Source organism: Kribbella sp. CWNU-51 (assembly GCF_054073265.1).
On sequence record NZ_JBSXMZ010000007.1, the window covers coordinates 110,653 to 134,828 of the forward strand.

Genomic DNA, 24,176 nt, shown 5'->3' on the forward strand with positions numbered 1-24,176 from the left:
TTGCGGAATACGGGTACCGGGGTCTGATGGCGCACGACTGGTTCCTCACCGCGGCGGAGCGGGGCAACCCCGCGACCGGCATCGACGCCGACGGGGCCTGGACCGAGGGGAATCTGGTGCGGCCGTTGGTGCATGGGGCGACGTACTTCCGGCGGTTGTACGACGAGCTGTGCGGCCTGCGGTCCGGTGACCGGGTGTACTTCACCGACTGGCGAGGGGATCCGGACGAGGCGCTGTTCGAGGACGGTCCGAGCATCGGGTCGGTCCTGTGCGACCTCGCGCGTACCGGGGTAGAGATCCGGGCGCAGTTGTGGCGGTCCCACTCCGACCGCATGAACTTCAACTCGCAGGAGAACCAGCGGCTCGGGACCGAGTTGAACGAGGCCGGCGCCGAGGTGTTGCTCGACCAGCGGGTCCGCCGGCTGGCGTCGCACCACCAGAAGCTGTTCGTGATCCGGCACCGCGGCGATCCGGACGCCGATGTCGCCTTCGTCGGAGGTATCGACCTGTGTCACGGACGACGCGACGACGCACGGCACCTGGGCGATCCGCAAGCCGCACCGATGGACCCGCGCTACGGGTCCCGGGCTCCCTGGCACGATGTCGTGCTCGAGGTCCACGGTCCGGCGGTCGGCAAGCTCCTCCTCTGCTTCGTCGAACGCTGGGACGATCCACATCCGCTCGACCGCCGGACGCCGTACCGGATGGTCGTCCACCGGCTGGCTCGGATGCCGCGGCACCCATCGAAGTTGCCGGAGGCGTTCCCGGATCCGCCGCCCGCCGGGCCGCATCCGGTGCAGGTGCTGCGGACCTACGCGCACAAGCATCCGGGTTTCCCGTTCGCGCCGCACGGTGAATACAGCGTGGCCCGCGGCTATCTGAAGGCGTTCGCGCGAGCGAAGACCCTGGTCTACGTCGAGGATCAGTACCTGTGGTCAGCGGAGGTGACGCATCGCCTGCGGGAGGCGCTGGACCGGTCGCCCGAGCTGCGGATCATCGCCGTCGTGCCACGGTATCCGGACCAGGACGGCCGGATCAGCGGCCCGCCGGCCCGCTACGCCCAGCTCGAGGCACTGAGATTGCTGGAGTCGGATCGCGTCGCGGTCTACAACCTGGAGAACGAGTACGGCGTACCGATCTATGTGCACGCGAAAGTCTGCATCGTCGACGACCAGTGGCTGACCTGCGGCTCGGACAACTTCAATCGCAGATCCTGGACCAACGACAGCGAACTGACCTGCGCGATCGAGTCCGCGGACCTGGCCCGGTCGCTCCGCTCGGAGCTGTGGTCCGAACACCTTGCCACCGACGCCCCCGACCTCGACCCGATCAGCGGCTTCAAGCTCTGGCAGGAGCAGGCCGCCACTCTCGACGAGTGGATCGCGAATGGTTGCCTCGGGCCACGACCTCCCGGCCGGATCCGCCGGCACAGCCCGCAACCCGTGTCCCGCCTGCAGACTGCTTGGGCAAGCCGGCTGGCCCGTCACGTCTACGACCCGGACGGGCGGTCGCGCGCGATGCGGCGCCGCAACGCCTTCTAGACCGAGCGGGTGGCGACCAGGTCGCAGAGGGAGTCGAGGGCGTCCCGGGCGGTGCCTTGGGGGAGGTCGGCGAGGAGTTTACGGGCGTCGGCGGCCCGGCGGCGTACGTCGTCCTCGGCCTGCCGGAAGGACGGGTGGGCCCGGAGGAGGTCGAGGGTCTCGGCCAGGCGGGTGTCGTCGGACAGGTCCGAGTCGAGCAGCTCGAGCAGGCGTGCGTCCGTCGGGTCCGACGGGTCGGCCTGGGCGCGGAAGATCAGGACCGGCAGGGTCGGGACGCCCTCGCGCAGATCGGTGCCGGGAGTCTTACCGGACTGGCCGGACTCCGAGGCGATGTCGAGGATGTCGTCGGCGAGCTGGAAGGCGACGCCGATCTCCTCGCCGAAGGCGCGCAGCGATTCCTGGATCTCCTCGGAGGCACCGGCGTACCGGGCTCCGAACAGCACGGACGTCGCGATCAGCGAGCCGGTCTTGTCGGCGACCACCGACAGGTAGTGCTTCAGCGGGTCCTGGCCCTCGCCGACCCCCAGGGTTTCGCGGATCTGACCCTCGACCAGCCGGCCGAAGGTACGGGCCTGGATCCGGACCGCCTCCGGCCCGAGGTCGGCGAGCAGGTAGGACGCCCGGGCGAACAGCCAGTCACCGGACAGGATGGCGACCGAGTTGTCCCAGCGGGCGTTCGCGGTGGCCGAGCCCCGCCGCAGCGCGGCCTCGTCCATCACGTCGTCGTGGTGCAGGGTCGCCACATGGGTGAGCTCGACCACCACGGCCGCCTTGACGACCTCCGAGGCGTCAGGAGCAGGCCCGAACTCGGCCGCCAGCAGCACCAGCAGCGGCCGGAACCGCTTGCCACCGGCAACCATGACGTGCTGCGCGGCCGCGGTGACGAACGGCGCCTCGGACTGGGTCGCGTCGCGCAGCGCCTGCTCGACGGTCTCCAGGCCGACGCGAACCCGGGATTCGAGCGCCTCGTCGGCGAACGCGAATCCCAGGCTCTCGGCCGGCAGCGGGGTCGGACTCAACGGATGAACTCACCTGCGCGGGCCGCCAGGTCGAGCACCGGTCCGGGGACCAGGCCGAGGACCACGGTGGCGGCGAGACCGAGGGCGACGGCGGTCGTGGTCTGCCAGCCGGGCAGGGCCACGTCCGGTGCGTCGGCCGGGAGGTCGGAGAAGAACATCAGCACGATCACGCGGACGTAGAAGAACGCGGCGATCAGGCTGCACAGCACGGCGACCACGACCAGCGGCCACGCGCCACCGGTCCACGCCGCGGTGAACACCGCCCACTTGCCGGTGAAGCCGGCGGTCAGCGGGATCCCGGCGAAGGAGATCAGGAAGAAGGCGAAGATGCCGGCCAGCAGCGGCGACTTCTTCCCCAGTCCGGCCCAGCGCGACAGGTGCGTCGCCTCGCCACCCGCGTCCCGCACCAGCGTCACGACGGCGAAGGCGCCGACGGTCGGGAAGCCGTAGCAGACCAGGTAGAACAGCACCGCCTGGGTCGAGGTGATCGAGTTGTGGACGCCGCTACTTGCCTGCGAGAGCCCGACGAACGCGGTCAGCAAGAAGCCGGCGTGGGCGATCGACGAGTACGCCAGCATCCGCTTCACGTCGGACTGGGTGATCGCGACGATCGAGCCGACCACCATGGTGAGGATCGCGACGATCCACATCATCGGCGCCCAGTCCCAGCGCGTCCCGCCGAGGGCGACGTAGAAGACCCGCATCAGCCCGATGAACGCGGCGATCTTGGTGCAGGCCGCCATGAATCCGGTGACCGGCGTCGGGGCGCCCTGGTAGACGTCCGGCGTCCAGGAGTGGAACGGTACGGCGCCGACCTTGAACAGCAGGCCGACCGCCACCAGACCCGTCCCGGCCAGCAGGATCACGTCACCGCCGGTCTGGGTGGCCAGCGCGTCCGAGATCCCGCCAAGCGACATCGTCCCGGCGTACCCGTAGAGCAGCGCGATGCCGAACAGCAGGAACGCCGAGGAAAATGCGCCGAGCAGGAAGTACTTCATCGCGGCTTCCTGCGAGATCAGCCGGCGACGGCGCGCCAGGCCACACAGCAGGTACAGCGGCAGCGAGAAGACCTCGAGCGCGACGAACAGCACCAGCAGGTCGTTGGCCGAGGCGAACAGCATCATGCCGCCGACCGCGAACAGCGTCAGCGGGAAGACCTCGGTGTGCTCGACCCTCGCCGCGGTGCCCTCACGCTCGGCCTCGGACCCCGGCACGGCGGCCGCCTGGCCGGCGAACGCGGACAGTCCACCGTCGACCGACCGCTCGGCGAACAGCAGCACGCTGATCAGCGTCAGCCCCAGCAGGAGGAGCCAGGTGAACAGCGCCGGGCCGTCGACCGAGATCTCGCCCTGGGCCGCGATCAGCTCCTTGTCGCCGCCCATCAGGATGCCGGTCAGTACGCCGGCGACGACCAGGGCGACCACCGTGATCGCCAGCTGCACCAGGTGCCGCAACTGCCGGGGCAGGAACGCCTCGGCCAGTACGCCGACACACGCCGCACCGAAGACCACGAGCAGTGGAGCCAGCTCGCTGTACTCGATCTTGGGCGCCGTGAAATCCGCCAGCGGCAGGATGTGCGCGATCACTTCTGTCCCTCCGTCACGGGGATCTGCGGAGCCTTGTCGGTCACGCCCACCCGCTGCATGGTCGACTCGACCGCGGGCTTGATGATGTCGACCACCGGCTTCGGGTAGATGCCGAAGCCGACGATCAGGATCACGAGCGGCGCGATCGCCAGTACCTCACGCGTGTTCAGGTCCTTCAGCTTCTCGATCCCGTCCCGGACCGGTCCGGTCATCGTGCGCTGGTACATCAGCAGGATGTACAGCGCGGCCAGCACGATACCGAACACCGCGATCACCGCGATCGTCTTGTGCCGGCTGAACGTCCCGGCCAGCACCATGAACTCGGAGATGAACGGCGACAGTCCGGGCAGCGCCAGGCTGGCCAGGCCGGCGAAGAGGAACGTGCCGGCCAGCACCGGGGCCACCTTCTCCACCCCGCCGTAGTCGGCGATCCGGGCGGATCCGCGCCGGGATATCAGGTACCCGGCGATCAGGAACAGTGCCGCGGTGGAGAGACCGTGGTTGAACATGTACAGCGTCGATCCGGTCAGGCCCTGCGAGGTCAGCGCGAAGATGCCCATCACGATGAAGCCGAAGTGCGAGATCGAGGTGTACGCGATCAGCCGCTTGATGTCGGTCTGCCCGATCGCCAGCAGCGCGCCGTACAGGACCGAGATCAGGGCCAGCACCAGGACGACCGGGGTGGCCCACTGGGACGCGTTCGGGAACAGGCCCAGGCAGTACCGGATCATCCCGAAGGTGCCGATCTTGTCCAGGATGCCGACCAGGAGCACCGACGTACCCGGCGTCGCCTCACCGGCGGCGTCCGGCAGCCAGGTGTGGAACGGCACCATCGGCGCCTTCACCGCGAAGGCGAAGAAGAAGCCGAGGAACAGCCAGCGTTCCGTGTTCTGGCTCATGTCGAGCTTGATCATGTCGGACAGCAGGTACGACGGATCGCCCTGGCGCGCCGAAACGACGAACAGGCCGACCACCGAGGCCAGCATGAGCAGACCGCCGAGCAGCGAGTAGAGCAGGAACTTCACCGCGGCGTACGAGCGCTGCGGGCCGCCGAAGCCACCGATCAGGAAGTACATCGGGATCAGCGTGGCCTCGAACAGCACGTAGAAGAGGAACACGTCGGTGGCGGCGAACACGCCGAGCGACAGGGCCTCCAGGCCGAGGATCCAGGCGAAGAAGGCCTTCTCCGACCAGCGGCCGTTCTGCGCGTCGTTCCAGGAGGCGATCAGCACGACCGGGGTGAGCAGCGCGGTCAGCACCAGCAGCACCACCCCGACCCCGTCGAGGCCGAGCGCGAAGTGCGCACCGAACGGCTTGATCCAGTTGTGGACCTCGTCGTAGTCCGCGGGACCGTTGCGCTGGAAGCCGATCGCGATCACCGCGGTCAGCACCAGCGTGACGAGCGAGAACCCGAGCGCGACCTGCTTGGCCAGCAGCGCCTTCGCCTTGGGCACCAGCATCGTCGCGATGGCCCCGACGAACGGCAGGAGCAGTAGGAGGGTCAACCAACCGATGTTCACGACAACCTCACCGCGAGGAGGGCGACGACCACGAGTGCGGCGCCGAAGACCATGCTGAGTGCGTAGGAACGGACGAAGCCCGTCTGGACCCGGCGGAGCCGGCCGGACAGTCCACCGAACAGTGCGGCCAGCCCGTTCACCAGGCCGTCCACAACGCGGTTGTCGAACCAGACCAGCGTGCGGGTGAGGTACTGCCCCGGACGCATCAGGACCGCCTCGTTCAGCGCGTCGCCGTACAGGTCACGGCGGGCGAAGGTGGTGACCGGCGAGACCTTCACCGGTGCCAGGCGCGGGATGTCCCGGCGGAACAGCACGACACCGGTGGCAGCGCCGACGATCACGACCGCGAGGATGATCAGCGTCATCGCCAGCGCGCCGATCGGCGGTTCAGCCTCCTCGAACCCGGTGACCGGCTCCAGCCACTTCACGATCCAGTGGCCGACGAAGTAGAGCGCGCCGCCGACGAGCGAGAGGATCGCCAGGACGATCAGCGGACCGGTCATCACCTTCGGCGACTCGTGCGGATGCACGTCCTCCTCCCAGCGCTTCTCGCCGAAGAAGGTCATCATCATCAGCCGGGTCATGTAGAACGCGGTGATCCCGGCGCCGAGCAGCGCACACAGACCGACCACCGTGTTCTCCGCGAAGGCGACCTCGATGATGTGGTCCTTGCTGAAGAAGCCGGAGAACGGCGGGATGCCCAGGATCGCCAGGTAGCCGAAGGCGAACGTCACGTAGGTGACCCGCATGTACTTCCGGAGAGCGCCGTAACGGCGCATGTTCACGTCGTCGTTCATCCCGTGCATCACCGAACCGGCACCGAGGAACATGTCGGCCTTGAAGAAACCGTGCGTGAGCAGGTGGAAGATCGCGAAGACGTAGCCCACCGGACCGAGGCCGGCGGCAAGCATCATGTAGCCGATCTGGCTCATCGTGGAACCGGCCAGGACCTTCTTGATGTCGTCCTTGGCGCAACCGATGATCGCACCGAACAGGACGGTCACCGTGCCGACGACCACCACCGCGGTGGAGGCCGCGTCGGTCTGCTCGTAGATCGCGCTCGAGCGGGTCACCAGGTAGACGCCCGCGGTGACCATGGTCGCCGCGTGGATGAGGGCCGACACCGGGGTCGGGCCCTCCATCGCGTCCAGCAGCCAGGACTGCAGTGGCACCTGCGCGGACTTGCCGCAGGCCGCCAGCAGCAGCATCAGCCCGAGCAGCGTGGCCCAGGTGCCCGACAGCTTGTCCGCGCCGGCGTTCACGGTCGCGAAGGCCGAGGAGCCGAACAGCGCCCACATGCTCATCACCGCGAGCGACAGCCCCATGTCACCGACCCGGTTCACTACGAACGCCTTCTTCGCGGCGACCGCGGCCGTGGTCTTGTACTGCCAGAACCCGATCAGCAGGTACGACGCCAGGCCGACGCCCTCCCAGCCGACGAAGACCACCAGGTAGTCGGCCGCGAGGACCAGCAGCAACATCGACGCGATGAACAGGTTCAGATAACCGAAGAACCGGCGCCGGCGCTCGTCGTGCTCCATGTAGCCGATCGAGTAGATGTGGATCAGCGAACCCACACCGGTGATCAGCAGCACGAACAGGATCGACAGCGGGTCGATCAGCAGGCTGAACTCCACCTTGATGTTGCCGACCGAGAACCACTCGAACAGCCGGACCGTCTCGGCCCGGTCGTCGCTCGGCTTGCCCTGCATCTGGACGAACAGAACGACGCCGAAGGCGAAGGAGATCAGCGGTGCCAGCGTGCCCAGCAGGTGACCCCACGCGTTGGTGGCCTTGCCACCGAGCAGCAGGATCGCCGCGGACACGGCCGGGACCGCGATCAGCAGCCACGTCAGCTCATGACTCATCGGTGCTTACCTCAGTACTTGAGCAGGTTGGCGTCGTCGACCGAGGCCGAGCGACGGGTGCGGAAGATGGCCATGATGATCGCCAGCCCGACGACCACCTCGGCCGCGGCCACCACCATCACGAAGAAGGCGGCGATCTGGCCGTCGAGGTTGCCGTGCTGGCGGGCGAAGCTGACGAACGCGAGGTTCGTTGCGTTCAGCATCAGTTCGACGCACATGAAGACGACGATGGCGTTGCGGCGCACCAGCACGCCGAGGGCGCCGATACTGAAAAGGATCGCCGCGAGCACGATGTACGGCTCGGTCGTCATGCCTTCTCTCCCTCGTCGGAGTCTTCGGAGGCGTCGTAGTCGTCGCCCGCGTCGAGCTTGCGGACCTCGTCGATGTCGGCCCGCTCCTCGGTTTCGGGGAACACGGTGCCACGTGCCTGCAGCACACGCGAAACCGAGGTCGGTGCGATCGACCCGTCCGGCAGCAGCGCCGGCGTGTCGACGGCGTTGTGCCGGGCCAGTACGCCGGGAGTCGGCAGCGGACCCGGGTGGATCCCCTGCTCGGAGTACTTGCGGAGCCGCTCCTCGGCGTGGTCGCGCTGGGTCTTCTTCCTGGTCAGCCGCTCACGGTGGGCCAGCATCATCGCGCCCATCGCCGCGGTGATCAGCAGCGCCGAGGTCACTTCGAAGGCGAACACGTACTTGCCGAACAGCAGTTGCGCGAGGCCCCTGACGTTCCCCTCCGGCTGCGCGTCGGCCAGCCCGACCGGGTGTCCCCAGATCGCGTTGCCGACGGCGGCGACCAGCAGGACCCCGAAGCCGAGGAACGCCACTGCGGCCAGCAGCCGCTGCCCGCGGATCGTCTCGACCAGGGAGTCGGAGGCGTCCACACCGACCAGCATCAGCACGAACAGGAACAGCATCAGGATCGCGCCGGTGTAGACGATGATCTGAACGGCGAACAGGAACGGCGCGTCCTGAGCGGCGTACTGCACCGCGAGGCAGATCATCACCGTCGCCAGCAGCAGTGCCGAGTGCACCGCCTTGCGGACCAGGACCATCGCGATCGCGGCCAGGATCATGACCGGGGCCAGCATCCAGAACGCGAACTGCCCGCCGGTGACCATGCCGATCATTTGGCGTCACCACCCTCGGCCGGTACGGCGGCACCGGTCAGACCGAGGTAGTAGTCCTTCTCGGTGCTGCCGAGCTGCATGTCGTGCGGCGGCTCCTGCATGCCCGGGAGCAACGGCGCCAGCAGGTCCTTCTTCTCGTAGATGAGGGACGCGCGGGTGCTGTCGGCGAGCTCGTACTCGTTGGTCATCGTGAGCGCCCGGGTAGGGCAGGCCTCGATGCACAGACCGCAGAGGATGCAGCGCAGGTAGTTGATCTGGTACACCCGGCCGTACCGCTCACCAGGAGAGAACCGGCCGCCGTCAGCGTTGTCCGCGCCCTCGACGTAGATCGCGTCTGCGGGGCAGGCCCACGCGCACAGCTCACAGCCGATGCACTTCTCCAGGCCGTCCGGCCAGCGGTTCAGCTGGTGCCGGCCGTGGAAGCGTGGGGCGGTCGGCTTCTTCTCGAACGGGTACTCCTCGGTGAACGTCTTCCGGAACATCGTCCGGAAGGTGACCCCGAACCCGGCTACCGGATCCCAGAGGGACTCTTTGACTGTCTTTTTCTCAGCCACGGCTGACGTCCGCCTCATTTCGGCTCGGAGTCTTGACGAGCGGTGGTGGCACCGGGAAGCCGCCGGCGAAGGCATCGAACTCCTCGCCGTCGTCGACCTCGGTCTTGTCTTCCTTGGGCTTCCCCGGCACGACCAGGCTGACCAGCGCGATCACCAGCACGACGGCGGCGGCGACCAGCAGCGTGGTGCGGCTGAAGGTGGTCTCCCGGCCGACCGCGCGGACGGTCGCGACCAGCAGGATCCAGGCCAGCGAGATCGGGATCAGGATCTTCCAGCCGAGCCGCATGAACTGGTCGTAGCGCAGTCGCGGCAGCGTGCCGCGCAGCCAGATGTAGAAGAAGATGAAGCACATCATCTTGCCGACGAACCACAGCACCGGCCAGTAGCCGGAGTTCGCGCCGTCCCAGATCGAGATCGGCCACGGGGCCCGCCAGCCGCCCAGGAACAGCGTGGTGGCCAGCGCCGACACGGTCGCCATGTTGATGTACTCGGCCAGGAAGAACATCGCGTACTTCATCGACGAGTACTCGGTCAGGAAGCCGGCCACCAGCTCGCCCTCGGCCTCCGGCAGGTCGAACGGCGCCCGGTTCGTCTCGCCGACCATCGAGATCACGTAGATCACGAACGACGGGAACAGCAGGAACGCGTACCACCCGGGCAGCGAGATCGCCGTACCGAACAGGTGCACGGTCTGGTGCGACTGCGCCGCGACGATCTCCGAGGTGGACATCGAGCCGGCGAACAGGAACACGGTCACCAGCGCCAGGCCCATGGCGACCTCGTAGGAGATCATCTGCGCGCTGGACCGCAGGCCGCCGAGCAGCGAGTACGTCGAGTTGGACGACCAGCCGCCGAGCACGATGCCGTAGATGCCGATCGAGGCGACCGCCATCACGTACAGCACCGAGACCGGCAGGTCGGTGATCTGCAGCCGGGTGTAGGTGTCGGTGAACGGGATCTTCACCGTCGGACCGAACGGGATCACGGCGAAGGTCAGGAAGGCCGGGATCGACACGATCACCGGTGCCAGGACGTAGACGAGCCTGTCCACGCCCTTCGGCATCAGGTCTTCCTTGAACATCAGCTTCATGCCGTCGGCCAGCGACTGGAGCAGACCGAACGGGCCGTGCACGTTCGGTCCGATCCGGTTCTGCATCCGGGCCACGACCCGGCGCTCCCACCAGATGTTGAACAGCGTCAGCACGATCAGGAAGACGAAGACCAGCAGCACCTTCAGGCCGACGACCCACCAGTCATCATTCCCGACCCCTGCGTCCGGCACCGCGAGCGGGATGTTGGTCATGCGTTCCCTCCGGCGATCGTGACGATCGAGCCATGGTCGGCGTGCAGAGACCGGCGGACATGGGAGTCGGCCGAGTTGGTCGGCAGCCAGACCACGTTGTCGGTCATCGTTGTGACCACCACCGGCAGCCGGATCGAGCCGGCGTCGGTGCTGACCGCCAACTCGTCCCCGTCGGCGACACCGAGCCGCCGCGCGGTGGTGAGCGAGATCCGTGCGACCGGGGTGCGCGCGGTGGCGGTCAGGTGCGGCTCACCGTCGTTCGCCCGGCTGTCGTCGATCAGCATCCGCCAGGTCGCCAGCCGGGTGGAGTCGAACGCGCCGAGCGACGGACCGGCCTGGTACGTCGGCTCCTGCGCGCGATCCCCGTCCCAGCGGCCGAGCTCGTCGTACTCCTTCTTCGCCCCGGCCGGAGTGGCGAACCCGAGCGACCGGTCCATCTCCTGCGCCAGCGCGGCCAGCGCCCGGACGTCGGGCATCGCGGCCGGGACCGGCAGCACCACCGGGAACGACCGCTCGCGGCCCTCCCAGTTGACGAAGGTGCCGTCCTTCTCCGCCGGCGGAACCACCGGGAAGACGACGTCGGCGTGCTCGGTCACCTGCGAGTTGCGGACCTCGAAGCTGACCACGAACGGCGCGGCCTCGAGCGCGGCCAGGGCCGCCGCCGGGTCGGGCAGGTCGTCGATCTCGACTCCCGCGACCACCAGGGCGGCCAGGGATCCGGCCGAAGCCAGGATCTCGGTCACGTCCTTGCCGACGTTCGCCGGCAGGTGCTCCACACCCCACGCGGCCTGCATGTCGACGCGCGCCTGCGGGTCGGACACCAGCCGGCCACCGGGCAGCAGCCCCGGCAGGCAGCCGGCCTCGAGCGCGCTGCGGTCACCGGCACGCCGCGGGATCCAGGCCAGCTGTGCACCCGTGTCGAGCGCCAGCCGCAGGGCGGCCGAGTAGCCACCCGGCGCGCTCGCGAGCCGCTCACCCACGATGATGATCGAGTCCGCACCGAGCGCGGCCCGCGCCGCGGCCCCGGCCTCTCCGGCGGCACTGAGATCAGCCAGTACGGCGGCCTCGGTGCCCGGCGATGCCGGTACGACGGCGCCGTCCAGCTTCTCGATGCCGCGGGACCCGTAGGCCGCGACCGTGAAGACCTTGGTGCCGTGGGACCGGACGCCCTTGCGCAGCCGGAGGAACACCGACGGCGCTTCCTCTTCCGGCTCGAACCCGACGAGCAGCACGGATCCGGCCTGCTCCAGGTCTCTGAACGTCGTGCCGAGACCGGTGCCGGCCACCGCGGCGGCGAGGAAGTCCGCCTCCTCCGCGGAGTGCGGCCGGGCCCGGAAGTCGATGTCGTTGGTGCCGAGGGCGACCCGGGCGAACTTGGAGTACGCGTAGGCGTCCTCGACGGTCAGCCGGCCGCCGGTCAGCACGGCCGCGTTGCCGCGGGCCGCGGTCAGGTTCTCCGCCGCGAAGGACAGTGCCTCCGGCCAGGACGCCGGCCGCAGCTCGCCGTCCTCCCGGATCATCGGGTGGGTCAGCCGGTCGCCGGTGGTCGCGTAGTTGAACGCGAACCGGTCCTTGTCGGAGATCCACTCCTCGTTGACCTGCGGGTCGTCACCGGCGAGCCGGCGCATCACCTTGCCGCGCCGGTAGTCGACCCGGATCGCCGCACCGGAGGAGTCGTGCTCGGCCACCGACGGCACCGAAACCAGGTCGAACGGCCGGGACCGGAACCGGTACGCCGCACTCGTCAGCGCACCGACCGGGCAGATCTGGATCGTGTTGCCGGAGAAGTAGCTCTCGAACGGCTCCTTCTCGTAGATGCCGACCTGCTGCAGCGCGCCGCGCTCGATCAGCGCGATGAACGGGTCACCGGCGATCTGCTCGGAGAACCGGGTGCAGCGCGCGCAGAGGATGCAGCGCTCGCGGTCCAGCAGCACCTCGGCGGAGATGTTGATCGGCTTCGGGTAGGTCCGCTTGATCTCGTGGAACCGGCTCTCGCCGCCGCCGTTGCTCATCGCCTGGTTCTGCAGCGGGCACTCGCCGCCCTTGTCACAGACCGGGCAGTCCAGCGGGTGGTTGATCAGCAGGAACTCCATGTTCCCGTGCTGGGCCTTGTCCGCCACCGGCGAGGACACCTGGGTCCGGACCACCATGCCGTCGGCGACGGTGATCGTGCAGGAGGCCTGCGGCTTCGGCATCCCCCGGCCGTTCCCGGCGTCGGTGATCTCGACCAGGCATTGCCGGCAGGCTCCGACCGGGTCGAGCAGCGGGTGGTCGCAGAACCGCGGGATCTGGATCCCGATCTGCTCCGCGGCCCGGATCAGCAGGGTGTTCTTCGGAACCTTCACCTCGATGTCGTCGATGGTCACAGTCACCAGGTCGGTGCGCTCCACCTCCGACCCGGCCGGCGGGTTCGCTTGGATCGTCATGCGCTTGCTCCAGCGGTAGCGAAGACAGTGCTTGCCATCGGGTCGAACGGGCAGCCGCCGTTCTCGAAGTGCGCCAGGTACTCGTCCTTGAAGTACTGGATCGAGCTGGTGATCGGCGCGGTCGCACCGTCGGCCAGCGCGCAGAACGAACGGCCGGTGATGTTCTCGCACAGGTCGAGCAGGGTGACCAGATCCTCCTCGGTGCCCTTGCCGTGCTCCAGCCGCTCGAGGATCTGCACCAGCCACCAGGTGCCCTCGCGGCACGGCGTGCACTTGCCGCAGGACTCGTGCTTGTAGAACTCGGTCCAGCGCAGCACCGAGCGGACCACGCAGGTGGTGTCGTCGAAGATCTGCAGCGCCTTGGTGCCCAGCATCGAGCCGACCGAGCCGACGCCCTCGTAGTCCAGCGGTACGTCGAGGTGCTCCGACGTCAGCAGTGGCGTCGACGAACCACCCGGCGTCCAGAACTTCAGCTGATGGCCCTGACGGACACCGCCGGCCAGGTCGATCAGCTCCCGCAGCGTGATGCCCATCGGCGCCTCGTACTGCCCCGGGCGGGTGACGTGCCCGGACAGCGAGTACAGCGTCATGCCCTTGGACTTCTCGGTGCCCATCGAGGAGAACCAGTCGGCGCCGTTCTTGAGGATGACGGGAACCGACGCGATCGACTCGACGTTGTTGATAACAGTGGGCGAGCCGTAGAGACCCGCCACCGCCGGGAACGGAGGACGCAGCCGAGGTTGACCGCGACGTCCTTCCAGCGAGTCCAGCAGCGCCGTCTCCTCGCCGCAGATGTAGGCGCCGGCACCGGCGTGCACGATCACGTCGAGGTCGTAGCCGCTGCCGAGGATGTTCTGGCCGATGAAGCCGGCTTCCTTGGCCTCGGCGACCGCCTGCTGCAGCCGGCGGACCACGTGCAGGACCTCGCCACGGACATAGATGAACGCAGCACTCGCTCGGATCGCGTAGGACGCGATGATGACGCCCTCGACCAGCGTGTGCGGCGAGGCGAGCATCAGCGGGATGTCCTTGCAGGTGCCCGGCTCGGACTCGTCCGCGTTCACCACCAGGTACTTCGGCTTCGGGTTGTCCTGCGGGATGAACGACCACTTCATCCCGGTCGGGAAGCCCGCGCCACCACGGCCGCGCAGACCGGAGTCCTTGACAGCAGTGACCACGTCGGCCGGCTGCATCTGCAGCGCAGTACGGAGGGCCTCGTACCCGCCGGACCGCTGGTACGACGAGAGCTGCCAGGAACGGATCTGGTCCCAGTTGTCGGACAGTACCGGGGTCAGCATGGTCAGTCCTCCTTCTGGGTCCGGTCGGTCCGGGACGGCTGCCCCGGAGCGGTCCAGTTGCGCTCGCGGGCCAGCCGGAGCCCGGCCAGCGTCGCCTTGCCGCCGGTCGGGCCCTCGTCGGCACGACCGTCGGGGAAGCCGGCCAGCACTCGCTCGGCCTCGCGCCAGGTGCAGATCGTCGCACCGCGCGGCGACTTCACCTCGTTGCCCTCGCGCAGGTCGTCGACCAGCTGGGTGGCCGACTCCGGCGTCATGTCGTCGAAGAACTCCCAGTTCACCATCATCACCGGCGCGTAGTCGCAGGCGGCGTTGCACTCCAGGTGCTCGAGGGTGATCTTGCCGTCCTCGGTGGTCTCGTCGTTGCCGACGTCGAGGTGCTGCTTGAGCCGGTCGAAGATCAGGTCGCCACCCATCACGGCGCAGAGCGTGTTGGTGCAGACCCCGACGTGGTAGTCGCCGACCGGGCGGCGCTTGTACATCGTGTAGAAGGTCGCCACCGCAGACACCTCGGCGCCGGTCAGGTCGAGCAGGTCGGCGCAGATCTCGATGCCCTCCGGGGTGACCCGGCCCTCCACCGACTGCACCAGGTGCAGCATCGGCAGCAGCGCCGACCGGGCTTGCGGGTACCGCGCCATGATCTCGCGCATCTCCGCGATCGTGGCGTCGGTGATCTTCGAGTCACCGGTGCTGTACGGCACCGGCTTGTCGGTTGCGGTCGCGTGGTTCTCGGCCATCTATCGGTCCACTCCACCCATCACCGGGTCAAGGCTGGCGACGGCGACGATCACGTCGGCGACCTGTGCGCCCTCGCACATGATCGGCATCGCCTGCAGGTTTGCGAAGGACGGGTCACGGAAGTGCGCCCGGTACGGCTTGGTGCCGCCGTCGGAGACCAGGTGGCAGCCGAGCTCACCACGCGGCGACTCGAGGGCGACGTACGCCTGGCCGGCCGGCACCCGGAAGCCCTCGGTGACCAGCTTGAAGTGATGGATCAGCGCTTCCATCGACTCGCCCATGATGTGCTTGATGTGGTCGAGGGAGTTGCCCATCCCGTCGGAGCCGACGGCCAGCTGGCTCGGCCAGCCGATCTTCTTGTCGGCCACCATCACCGGCTCGCCTTCCATCTTCGCCAGCCGGTCGGCGCACTGCTCGACGATCTTCAGCGACTCGTGCATCTCCTGCAGCCGGACCCGGAACCGTCCGTACGAGTCCGCGGAGTCCCAGGTGGGTACGTCGAAGTCGTACGTCTCGTAGCCGCAGTACGGCTGGGACTTGCGCAGGTCCATCGCGTAGCCGGTCGAACGCAGCGGCGGGCCGCTGATGCCCAGCGCCATGCAGCCGGCCAGATCCAGGTACCCGACGTTCTGCAGCCGGGCCTTGAAGATCGGGTTCGCGTTGCAGAGCTCGGCGTACTCGGGCAGGTGCTTGTTCATCCAGGTGATGTACTCGCGGATCGTGTCCAGCGCACCCGGCGGCAGGTCCTGGGCGACACCGCCCGGCCGGATGAACGCGTGGTTCATCCGCAGGCCGGTGATCAGCTCGAACAGGTCGAGCGTCATCTCCCGCTCGCGGAAGCCGATCGTCATCACGGTCAGCGCGCCGATCTCCATCCCGCCGGTCGCGATCGCGACCAGGTGGCTGGAGATCCGGTTCAGCTCCATCAGGAGCACCCGCATCACGTTCGCCTTCTCCGGGATCTGGTCCTCGATCCCGAGCAGCCGCTCGACCGCGATGCTGTACGCCGCCTCGTTGTAGAACGGCGACAGGTAGTCCATCCGGGTGCAGAACGTGACGCCCTGCACCCAGGAGCGGAACTCCATGTTCTTCTCGATACCGGTGTGCAGGTAGCCGATGCCGCAGCGAGCCTCGGTCACCGTCTCGCCCTCGATCTCGAGGATCAGCCGGAGTACGCCGTGGGTGGACGGGTGCTGCGGGCCCATGTTGACGACGATGCGCTCTTCGGGCTCGTCGCCGAGGCCGGCCACGACCGCGTCCCAGTCCTGACCGGTGACGGTGAAGACCTTGCCCTCGGTGGTGTCGCGAGTGGTCGCGTAGGGATCTGACGGTGTCGATTGTGTTTGGGTCATCAGTTGTACGACCTCCGCGTGTCGGGCGGTGGGATGACGGCGCCCTTGTACTCGACGTCGATCCCGCCGAGCGGGTAGTCCTTGCGTTGCGGGTGACCCGGCCAGTCGTCGGGCATCTGGATCCGGGTCAGCGCCGGGTGACCGTCGAAGACGATGCCGAAGAAGTCCCAGGTCTCGCGCTCGTGCCAGTCGTTGGCCGGGTAGACCGAGACGATGGACGGGATGTGCGGGTCGCTGTCGGGCGCCGACACCTCCAGCCGGATCCGGCGGTTGTGGGTGATCGACAGCAGGTGGTAGACGGCGTGCAGTTCGCGGCCGGTCTCGTGCGGGTAGTGCACCCCGCTGACACCGGAGCAGAACTCGAACCGCAGCGCCTCGTCGTCGCGCAGGTGCCGGCAGACATCGACCAGATGCTCGCGCTTGACGTGCAGGGTCAGCTCGCTGCGGTCGACCACGACCTTCTCGATCGCACCGTCGCCGGCCAGGCCCTCGAGCCGCTCGGTCGCGCCGTCGAACCACGAGCCGTACGGCTTCGGCGTACCGCCGGGCAGTGCGACCTGGCGGCGCAGGCCGCCGAAGCCGGAGGTGTCACCGGTGCCGCGGACACCGAACATGCCCTCGCGCTGGTCCACTACCTCGGCCGCCGGGGTCTGAGCGTCACCGGCCGCAGATGTCGCCGGAAGGTTCTCGGGTTGCGTGTCGCTCACCGGAGAAGCCCCTTCATCTCGATCGTGGGCGCGGCGGCCAGTGCGGCCACCTCACGCTCCTGCAGCTCGGCCCGCTTGTTGGCGCCGAGCTTGCTGTGCTGGATCTGGTCGTGCAGCTTCAGGAACGCGTCCAGCAGCATCTCCGGCCGCGGCGGGCAGCCGGGCAGGTACATGTCGACCGGTACGACGTGGTCCACGCCCTGCACGATCGCGTAGTTGTTGAACATGCCGCCGGAGGACGCGCAGACACCCATCGCCAGCACCCACTTCGGGTTCGGCATCTGGTCGTAGATCTGGCGCAGTACCGGGGCCATCTTCTGGCTCACCCGGCCGGCCACGATCATCAGGTCGGCCTGCCGCGGCGACGCCCGGAAGACCTCCATGCCGAACCGGGCGGCGTCGTACCGCGGCGCACCCGTCGTCATCATCTCGATCGCGCAGCAGGCGAGCCCGAAGGTTGCCGGCCACAACGAGGCCTTCCGCATGTAGCCGGACAGGCCCTCGATCGTGGTCAGCAGTACGCCGGCCGGAAGCTGTTCCTCAACACCCATGATTCAGTCCCACTCCAGTCCGCCACGACGCCACACGTAGGCGTACGCGACGAAGACGGTGACGATGAAGATGACCATCTCGATCAGCCCGAACAGCGCCATCTGGTCGAAGGCGACCGCCCAGGGGTAGAGGAAGATGATCTCGATGTCGAACACGATGAAGAGCATCGCGGTGATGTAGTACTTGACCGGGAACCGCCCGCCACCGACCGGCTGCGGGGTCGGCTCGATCCCACACTCGTAGGAGTCGAGCTTGGCCCGGTTGTAGCGCTTGGGTCCGACCAGCGCGCTCGTCACCAGAGTGCCCGCCACGAAGATCGCCGCGAGCACACCGAGAACGAGGATCGGTACGTAAGGGTGCATCGTTCTCGTGCTCCCTCTCCTTCAGCCGGTGGTCTTGTCTGTCTGTGTTTCGGAACAGCACTGTGTTATCAGTACCGCTGTGGGTCAGCTCACTCGCCCCGCCGGTCAGGCCGCCGGTGCGAGCTTGGTCAAACCGTTGATGATCTTGTCCATCACGTCGCCGTCGCGCGGGTCGGTGAGGTTGGCCAGCAACTTCAAGGTGAACTTCATCAAAGTGGTGCGCGGCAGACCGTACTTCGTGCACAGCCGCATCACCTCCGGATTTCCGATCAGCTTCACGAAGATCCGGCCGAGCGTGTAATAACCGCCGTACTCCTGCTTCAGCGCCTTCGGGTACGCCGACAACGCGCGCTCCCGCTGGTTCGGCTGCCGGTGCAGGGCCTGGGCGGCGACCTCGGCGGCGAACGCCCCGGACTCCATCGCGTACGGGATGCCTTCGCCATTGAACGGGTTGACCATGCCGCCGGCATCACCCAGCAGCATGAGTCCGCGGGTGTAGTGCGGCTGCCGGTTGAAGCCCATCGGCAGCGCCGCCCCACGAATCGGGATGGTCTGGAACTCGTCGCGGAACTGCCACTCCTCCGGCGTGTTCCTCAGCCACTGCTTCAGCAGGTCGGCGTAGTCGACCTTGCCGAACGCGTCGGAGGTGTTCAGGATGCCGAGCCCGACGTTGACCGTGCCGTCACCCATCCCGAAGATCCAGCCGTACCCGGGCAGCAGCACCCGCTGGCCCGGCTGCTTGGGGTCGTCGGCCCACAGCTCGAGCCACGACTCGAGGTAGTCGTCGTCGGTCCGCGGGCTGGTGAAGTACGTCCGTACGGCGACACCCATCGGCCGGTCGTCGCGCTTGTGCAGACCCATCGCGATGCTGAGCCGCGACGAGTTGCCGTCGGCGGCCATCACCAGCGGCGCCCGGAACTCCACGTCGGCGCCCGCCCGGCGGCCGTTGTCGTCGACCGGCTTCGCGGTGACGCCGACGATGAAGCCGCGGTCGTCCAGGATCGGGGCACCCACGTTGGTCCGCTCGCGCAGCCGCGCCCCGGCCTTCACGGCCTGCCGGGCGAGCATGTCGTCGAAGTCCATCCGGTTCCGGGTCAGGCCGTAGTTCGGGTGGCTGGCCAGGTCCGGCCAGTCCAGTTGCAACTGGTGCCCGGCGCCCTGGATGCGGAGGCCGTAGTTGCGGATCCAGCCGGCCTCTTCGGAGATGTCGATGCCCATGTTGATGAGCTGCTTGGTGCCCCGCGGGGTGAGCCCGTCGCCGCAGACCTTCTCCCGCGGGAACGCGGTCTTCTCCAGCAACAGGACGTCGAGTCCGGCATTGGCCAGGTGGTACGCCGCGGCCGAGCCTGCGGGTCCGGCGCCGACGACGATCACATCAGCGGTCTCCGCCTGCTGCCCGTTCGGCACGCTCTGGCTCATCTCGATCCCGGCCTGGAAGTTGGGGGGCTGTACCTTCCGACGCGCTCGTGAAGCGATTCACGAATGCTCGTCATCCGACAGTCTAGAACTGCCTGACTTCGACACGAAACCGGCCCGGAATCCCTTGGTAGCAACCGATTTACGCGCGGTTTTCCTTGCGAAATTTAGACCGGCTTCACCGCGCGGTGGATGGCGACCAGACCACCGGTCAGGTTGCGCCACTGGACCCGGGTCCAGCCGGCATCCTCGATGGTGCGGGCCAGCGGTTCCTGGGCCGGCCAGGCGCGGACCGACTCGGCCAGGTACTCGTAGGCCTCGGGGTTCGTCGACACCGCCTTCGCGACTACCGGCACGGCACGCATCATGTACTCCAGGTAGGCGACCCGGAACGGCTTCCAGGTCGGATGCGAGTTCTCCAGTACGACGAGCCGCCCGCCCGGCCGGGTCACCCGGAGCATCTCGCGCAGCGCGACCGTGACGTCGTTCACGTTCCGTAGCGCCCACGAGATCGTCACCACGTCGAACGTGTCGTCGGCGAACGGGAGCCGCAGCGCGTCCCCGGCGATCAGGTCGAGCTCGGGGTAGCGGCGCTTGCCGACCCGGAGCATGCCGACCGAGAAGTCGCACGACACCACCTCGGCGCCGGCCTCGCGCAGCTTGATGCTGGACGCGCCGGTCCCGGCGGCCAGGTCGAGGATCTTCAGCCCCTTGCGCGGGGCGATCTCCTTGAAGGTCTCCGGCCGCCAGTGCAGCTTCTCCAGACCCATCGTCGCCACCGCGTTGGTCCGGTCGTACCCCTCGGCCACGTTGTCGAACATGGCCGCCACGGCATGCGGTTCCTTGCTGAGATCTGCGCGGGTCACATGTCTAGTTCATCACGGGGCTGAGAGGCACCGAAATTCGCTGGACATCGGACAGGCATACGCTTGCATCTCGTGAGTGCATCTCCAGGGCGTGTGTCTCCATCCCACGCCGTAGCGAGCAGGTGCTCGGTGCGGTGCATCGGCGTGCTGGAGCGAAGGTCTCGATGCGGAGCATCGTGGCCTTTGCGCCAGTGCGGCGAGGTGCCGTGCCGAGTGCCGCGCAGTAGGCGTGGGATGGAGACACACGCCCTCAGGAGGCGGCCGGCCATCGTGATCCGGGGCCGGAGCGCGAGCGAGGAGGGGTTCTGTGGCCTTGTCTGACCCGGTCCGATCCGGTCATCAGCCCGCTCCCCATCTAGTGATCCGCAGCCAGCCCGCCGACGGAGTGTCGGCGCAGCTGATGGACCACCTTCCGCCCGACGGCGGACTGGCCTGGGTACGACGTGGCGACGGTCAGGTCGGCTGGGGCGTCGCCGCCCGGCTCGACGTTGCCGGTGGCAACCGCTTCCAGGAGGCTGTGGACTGGTGGAACGAGCTGACCGCGGCCGCGGTGATCCGCGACGAGGTCGGCGTACCAGGTTCGGGACTGGTCTGCTTCGGGTCCTTCGGCTTCACCGATCAGGACCCGAGTGAGCTGGTCGTCCCCGAGGTGATCGTCGGCCGCCGCGGCGGAACCACCTGGGTGACCACGATCTCGCTCGCCAGCTCGTTGCCCGCACTTCCCGACCTGGTCACCAACGAGCCGTCCCCGGTGTACGACGTGACGTTCGCGGACGGGGCCCGGTCCGGCACGGACTGGTCGAGCATCGTCGCGGACGCGGTGCAGCGGATCACCGCCGGCGAGCTGGACAAGGTGGTGCTGGCCCGCGACCTGATCGCGATCGCCGCGCAGCCGATCGACCTGCGCTGGCCGTTGCGCCGGCTGTCGACGTCGTACCCGAACTGCTGGACGTTCTCCGTCGACGGGCTGATCGGCGCCACGCCCGAGCTGCTGGTCCGGCGGGAGAAGGGCCTGATCACGTCCCGCGTGCTGGCCGGGACCATCCGCCGTACCGGCGACGACGCGCACGACCTGGCGCTGGCCGCGTCGCTGGCTCGGTCCAGCAAGGACCTGGAGGAGCACGAGTACGCCGTACGGTCGGTGGCCGACGCGCTCAAGCCGCACTGCAAGTCGATGAACGTGCCCGAGACGCCGTTCGTCCTGCACCTGCCGAACGTGATGCATCTGGCCACCGACGTCGCCGGCGTCGCCGCGAACGGCGCGAACGCGCTCGGCCTGGCCGCCGCGCTGCACCCGTCCGCCGCGATCTGCGGTACGCCGACACCCGTCGCGCGCGACCTGATCGGTGAGGTCGAGGGCATGCAGCGCGGCCGGTTCAGCGGACCGGTCGGCTGGATGGACGCGGCCGGGGACGGCGAATGGTGCATCGCGCTGCGCTGTGGTCAGGCCGACCCCGACGACCCACGCCGGATGCGGCTCTTCGCCGGCGCCGGGATCGTGGCGGGCTCCAACCCAGAGGCCGAGCTGGCCGAGACGAACGCCAAGCTGGTTCCGATGAGAGATGCGTTGGGAGACTGAGAGTGAAGCTCACGAAGTTCGCACATGCCTGTGTCCGGCTGGAGAAGGACGGCAAGGTCCTGCTGGTCGATCCGGGCACCTTCAGCGAGGCGGCCGCCTTCGAGCGCGCCGACGCGATCCTGGTCACGCACGAACACCAGGACCACCTGGACATCGAGCGGGTCCAGGCGCTCGACGTCCCCGTCTACACGAACGCGGGTGTCGCCGCGCAGCTGACCGAGCTGGGCGACCGGGTGCACGTGATCGCCGGCGGGCAGTCGTTCGAGACGGCCGGCTTCTCGATCAGTGCCTATGGCAAGGACCACGCGGTGATCCTGCCCGAGTGGGGCGTTCCGTGCGAGAACATCGGCTTCCTGATCGACGACGCCGTCTACCACCCCGGTGATTCCTTCACCCAGCCCAATCGCGCCGTCCACACCAACCTGGTCCCGATCTCCGGCCCGTGGTTCTCGCTCCCGCCGGCGGTCGAGTACGCGCGCTCGGTGAAGTCCGAGCAGCTCGTCGGCATCCACGACGCCCTGCTGAGCCCGATCGGGCTCGGCATGTTCCCCCGGTTCCTCACCTCCGACGAACGCCCCTTCCTCGGCCTCGCCCCCGGCGAGTCGACCGAGATCAACTGAAGGCGTAACCGACGAAGTCCTGGACGGGGCGGTAGCCGATCGCCGCGTAGATCTTGTTCGAGGTGGGGTTGGCGAGGTCGGTGTAGAGGCAGACCTGATCGCCTGCTTCGTGCAGGCGACGGGTCACCTCGGCGGTCAGGGCGCCGGCGTAGCCGTGGCCGCGGAAGTCCGGTGGGGTGTAGACCGGACCGACGCGGACCGCGCCGAAGGCGGGGCTTTGGTGGCCGACCATGCTGACGATGCGGTCGTTGTCCTCCCACACCCACAGGCGTTCTCGCGCGATCCGTTGCTCCAGCCAGCGGCGGTCTTCCGCGACACCTTCGCCAGGGTGGCCGACGTCGGCGCGAAAGGCGCCGACCATCGGAGTGAGGACGGTCAGGTCGGCCTCGGTCGCCGGCCGCGGCGCGCCGTCGGCCTTCTGCTCGACGAACTCCTCGAGCTTGTGAAGTCGAAAACGTTCGGCCTCGCGGTAGCTTCGGCCGGTCCGCGCTGAGTACAGCTCGGCGAACAAACGCCCGGCGTCCGCTGAGCCCGCGACTCCGCTGGCCCGCGGTGCTGCCTCGGCCAGCACGTCGACCACGAGCGGCACCAGCGCGGTCGGCAGACTGCCCAGGTTGATACCGCGCAACGCCGTACTCAGGGCTGTGCCGACGACCTCGTCACCGTCGTGCACCGAGACGAACACCGGCGGCTCCGGATCGTTCAGGATGCCGCGGATCCGGTCGGCGGTGTTGCTCAGGATGCCGGTGTTGAGCACCGGATCGCGTTGCAGGAAGGGAAAGCGAGGTCCTTGAACGCGGCCGGATCACTGGTGGTGCGGACGATCATGCGGTGAACTCCACATCGACGAAGTCGGCCAGCGGGCGGTAACCGGCCTGGTGATAGATCTTGTTCGAGGTCGGGTTGGCGAGGTCGGTGTACAGGCAGGCTTGGTTGCCCTGCGCAAGGATTTCGGCGGAGACGTGACTGGTCAGGGCTCCGGCGTACCCGTGCCGCCGCCGCTCGGGTGGGGTGTAGACCGGCCCGACCCGGCAGACCCCGAAGATCGGTAGGTGGTAGCCGACCATGCTCACCGGCTCACCGTCCGCCGCCCAGATCCACAGGGTCTGCTGCCGCAGCTGCCGCTCCGCCCACTCCCGGTAGCCGGACCCCAGCTCCTCGGCGAACCCGTCGATCCCCCAGCCGCTGACCAGGTCGACCTCGTCCGCGCGCATCGGCCGCGGACTGCCCCCGTCCGCCGGCAGCGGCGTGAGTTCGCCCAGCTTGTGCAGCCGGGTCCCCTTCGTCTCGGTCGCCTGACCACCCCGCCGCTCGCACCACCGCGCCGCGAACCGCCGGGCGGCCGGGCGATCCCCCGCGACACCGCTCAGCTCCAGCAGTACGTCGACGTACGCATCGGCAATCACCTCCGCGAGGTCCTCCCGCAGCGCGCCGAGGTACACCCCGCGGCCCGGGGTCCGCATCGCGACGCCGACCACGTCGCCGTCGTGGACAGAGACGAAGTATGACGGCTCGTCCTCGGCGCGGGCGGTCCCGTTCGCGCGCTCGTGGACGTTGCTCATGATGATCGTGTGCAGCACCGGATCCTGTTGCAGGAAAGGGAACACCGTCCGCTCGAAAGCCCGCGGGTCGCTCGTCACACGCACGTCCATGCCCCCGGAGAGTACGCCTTCGAGCTTGTTGCGTCGCCCGGATTTTCAGCCTCGCTCCGCGCCGGCCGCCGCGGAGCGAGGCTTAAACTGCGAA

General features: G+C 68.3%; 22 protein-coding genes. 3 read left to right on the forward strand and 19 right to left on the reverse strand.

Translation table 11 applies throughout. The features are described from left to right. The first annotated feature begins 26 nt into the window (after window positions 1-26). A complete protein-coding gene (locus ACXC9Q_RS08905) occupies window positions 27-1,541 on the forward strand; it encodes a phospholipase D family protein (protein ID WP_457056009.1) in 1,515 nt (504 codons plus the stop codon). Here ACXC9Q_RS08905 and ACXC9Q_RS08910 read toward each other — a convergent pair. The 17 genes from ACXC9Q_RS08910 to ACXC9Q_RS08990 form a co-directional block, all read right to left on the reverse strand. Then, the gene (locus ACXC9Q_RS08910; protein WP_457056010.1) at window positions 1,538-2,560 is read right to left on the reverse strand and encodes a polyprenyl synthetase family protein; all 1,023 of its coding nucleotides are present in this window, start codon (window positions 2,558-2,560) and stop codon (window positions 1,538-1,540) included. The two genes, ACXC9Q_RS08905 and ACXC9Q_RS08910, sit on opposite strands and share 4 nt — an antisense overlap. Continuing rightward, window positions 2,557-4,143 carry an NADH-quinone oxidoreductase subunit NuoN gene (gene nuoN, locus ACXC9Q_RS08915; protein WP_457056757.1) on the reverse strand — a complete coding sequence of 529 codons (1,587 nt, stop codon included), beginning with the start codon at window positions 4,141-4,143 and terminating at the stop codon, window positions 2,557-2,559. Before nuoN ends, ACXC9Q_RS08910 begins: the two co-directional genes overlap by 4 nt. Continuing rightward, window positions 4,143-5,666, reverse strand: a complete 1,524-nt coding sequence (locus ACXC9Q_RS08920; protein ID WP_457056011.1) for an NADH-quinone oxidoreductase subunit M — start codon at window positions 5,664-5,666, stop codon at window positions 4,143-4,145. Before ACXC9Q_RS08920 ends, nuoN begins: the two co-directional genes overlap by 1 nt. Continuing rightward, complete coding sequence (gene nuoL / locus ACXC9Q_RS08925) at window positions 5,663-7,534, reverse strand: NADH-quinone oxidoreductase subunit L (RefSeq protein WP_457056012.1); 1,872 nt, start codon at window positions 7,532-7,534, stop codon at window positions 5,663-5,665. Before nuoL ends, ACXC9Q_RS08920 begins: the two co-directional genes overlap by 4 nt. 11 nt (window positions 7,535-7,545) lie before the next feature. Further along, a complete protein-coding gene (gene nuoK, locus ACXC9Q_RS08930; RefSeq protein WP_360138443.1) occupies window positions 7,546-7,845 on the reverse strand; it encodes an NADH-quinone oxidoreductase subunit NuoK in 300 nt (99 codons plus the stop codon). Next, window positions 7,842-8,660, reverse strand: coding sequence for an NADH-quinone oxidoreductase subunit J (locus ACXC9Q_RS08935; RefSeq protein ID WP_457056013.1), 819 nt, complete (start codon window positions 8,658-8,660; stop codon window positions 7,842-7,844). The genes nuoK and ACXC9Q_RS08935 overlap by 4 nt, the downstream gene beginning before the upstream one ends. Further along, window positions 8,657-9,214: an NADH-quinone oxidoreductase subunit NuoI gene (gene nuoI / locus ACXC9Q_RS08940; RefSeq protein ID WP_457056014.1), complete on the reverse strand. Its 558-nt coding sequence runs from the start codon at window positions 9,212-9,214 to the stop codon at window positions 8,657-8,659. Before nuoI ends, ACXC9Q_RS08935 begins: the two co-directional genes overlap by 4 nt. Next, complete coding sequence (gene nuoH / locus ACXC9Q_RS08945; RefSeq protein ID WP_457056015.1) at window positions 9,207-10,517, reverse strand: NADH-quinone oxidoreductase subunit NuoH; 1,311 nt, start codon at window positions 10,515-10,517, stop codon at window positions 9,207-9,209. Before nuoH ends, nuoI begins: the two co-directional genes overlap by 8 nt. Next, window positions 10,514-12,943, reverse strand: coding sequence for an NADH-quinone oxidoreductase subunit G (locus ACXC9Q_RS08950; protein WP_457056016.1), 2,430 nt, complete (start codon window positions 12,941-12,943; stop codon window positions 10,514-10,516). Before ACXC9Q_RS08950 ends, nuoH begins: the two co-directional genes overlap by 4 nt. Next, the gene (nuoF, locus tag ACXC9Q_RS08955) at window positions 12,940-14,241 is read right to left on the reverse strand and encodes an NADH-quinone oxidoreductase subunit NuoF (protein WP_457056017.1); all 1,302 of its coding nucleotides are present in this window, start codon (window positions 14,239-14,241) and stop codon (window positions 12,940-12,942) included. The genes ACXC9Q_RS08950 and nuoF overlap by 4 nt, the downstream gene beginning before the upstream one ends. 2 nt (window positions 14,242-14,243) lie before the next feature. Beyond that, on the reverse strand, window positions 14,244-14,975 hold the full coding sequence (gene nuoE, locus ACXC9Q_RS08960; protein ID WP_457056018.1) for an NADH-quinone oxidoreductase subunit NuoE: 732 nt from the start codon (window positions 14,973-14,975) through the stop codon (window positions 14,244-14,246). After that, the gene (locus ACXC9Q_RS08965) at window positions 14,976-16,328 is read right to left on the reverse strand and encodes an NADH-quinone oxidoreductase subunit D (protein ID WP_457056019.1); all 1,353 of its coding nucleotides are present in this window, start codon (window positions 16,326-16,328) and stop codon (window positions 14,976-14,978) included. Next, the gene (locus ACXC9Q_RS08970; protein ID WP_457056020.1) at window positions 16,328-17,035 is read right to left on the reverse strand and encodes an NADH-quinone oxidoreductase subunit C; all 708 of its coding nucleotides are present in this window, start codon (window positions 17,033-17,035) and stop codon (window positions 16,328-16,330) included. Before ACXC9Q_RS08970 ends, ACXC9Q_RS08965 begins: the two co-directional genes overlap by 1 nt. Further along, the gene (locus ACXC9Q_RS08975) at window positions 17,032-17,586 is read right to left on the reverse strand and encodes a NuoB/complex I 20 kDa subunit family protein (RefSeq protein WP_457056021.1); all 555 of its coding nucleotides are present in this window, start codon (window positions 17,584-17,586) and stop codon (window positions 17,032-17,034) included. The genes ACXC9Q_RS08970 and ACXC9Q_RS08975 overlap by 4 nt, the downstream gene beginning before the upstream one ends. A gap of 3 nt (window positions 17,587-17,589) precedes the next feature. Further along, a complete protein-coding gene (locus ACXC9Q_RS08980; protein WP_132147066.1) occupies window positions 17,590-17,949 on the reverse strand; it encodes an NADH-quinone oxidoreductase subunit A in 360 nt (119 codons plus the stop codon). A gap of 105 nt (window positions 17,950-18,054) precedes the next feature. Next, the gene (locus tag ACXC9Q_RS08985; RefSeq protein WP_457056022.1) at window positions 18,055-19,368 is read right to left on the reverse strand and encodes a geranylgeranyl reductase family protein; all 1,314 of its coding nucleotides are present in this window, start codon (window positions 19,366-19,368) and stop codon (window positions 18,055-18,057) included. A 164-nt stretch (window positions 19,369-19,532) separates the two neighbouring features. Then, the gene (locus tag ACXC9Q_RS08990; protein ID WP_457056023.1) at window positions 19,533-20,231 is read right to left on the reverse strand and encodes a demethylmenaquinone methyltransferase; all 699 of its coding nucleotides are present in this window, start codon (window positions 20,229-20,231) and stop codon (window positions 19,533-19,535) included. 307 nt (window positions 20,232-20,538) lie between these two features. Here ACXC9Q_RS08990 and ACXC9Q_RS08995 point away from each other — a divergent pair, with 307 nt between their 5' ends. Together ACXC9Q_RS08995 and ACXC9Q_RS09000 are read left to right on the forward strand one after the other, a co-directional pair. Further along, complete coding sequence (locus ACXC9Q_RS08995; RefSeq protein WP_457056024.1) at window positions 20,539-21,810, forward strand: isochorismate synthase; 1,272 nt, start codon at window positions 20,539-20,541, stop codon at window positions 21,808-21,810. A gap of 2 nt (window positions 21,811-21,812) precedes the next feature. Next, on the forward strand, window positions 21,813-22,430 hold the full coding sequence (locus ACXC9Q_RS09000; protein WP_457056025.1) for an MBL fold metallo-hydrolase: 618 nt from the start codon (window positions 21,813-21,815) through the stop codon (window positions 22,428-22,430). Here ACXC9Q_RS09000 and ACXC9Q_RS09005 read toward each other — a convergent pair. Further along, window positions 22,423-23,187 carry a GNAT family N-acetyltransferase gene (locus ACXC9Q_RS09005; protein WP_457056026.1) on the reverse strand — a complete coding sequence of 255 codons (765 nt, stop codon included), beginning with the start codon at window positions 23,185-23,187 and terminating at the stop codon, window positions 22,423-22,425. The genes ACXC9Q_RS09000 and ACXC9Q_RS09005 overlap by 8 nt on opposite strands. Before the next feature lie 67 nt (window positions 23,188-23,254). After that, complete coding sequence (locus ACXC9Q_RS09010; protein ID WP_457056027.1) at window positions 23,255-24,082, reverse strand: GNAT family N-acetyltransferase; 828 nt, start codon at window positions 24,080-24,082, stop codon at window positions 23,255-23,257. Window positions 24,083-24,176: the final 94 nt, after the last annotated feature.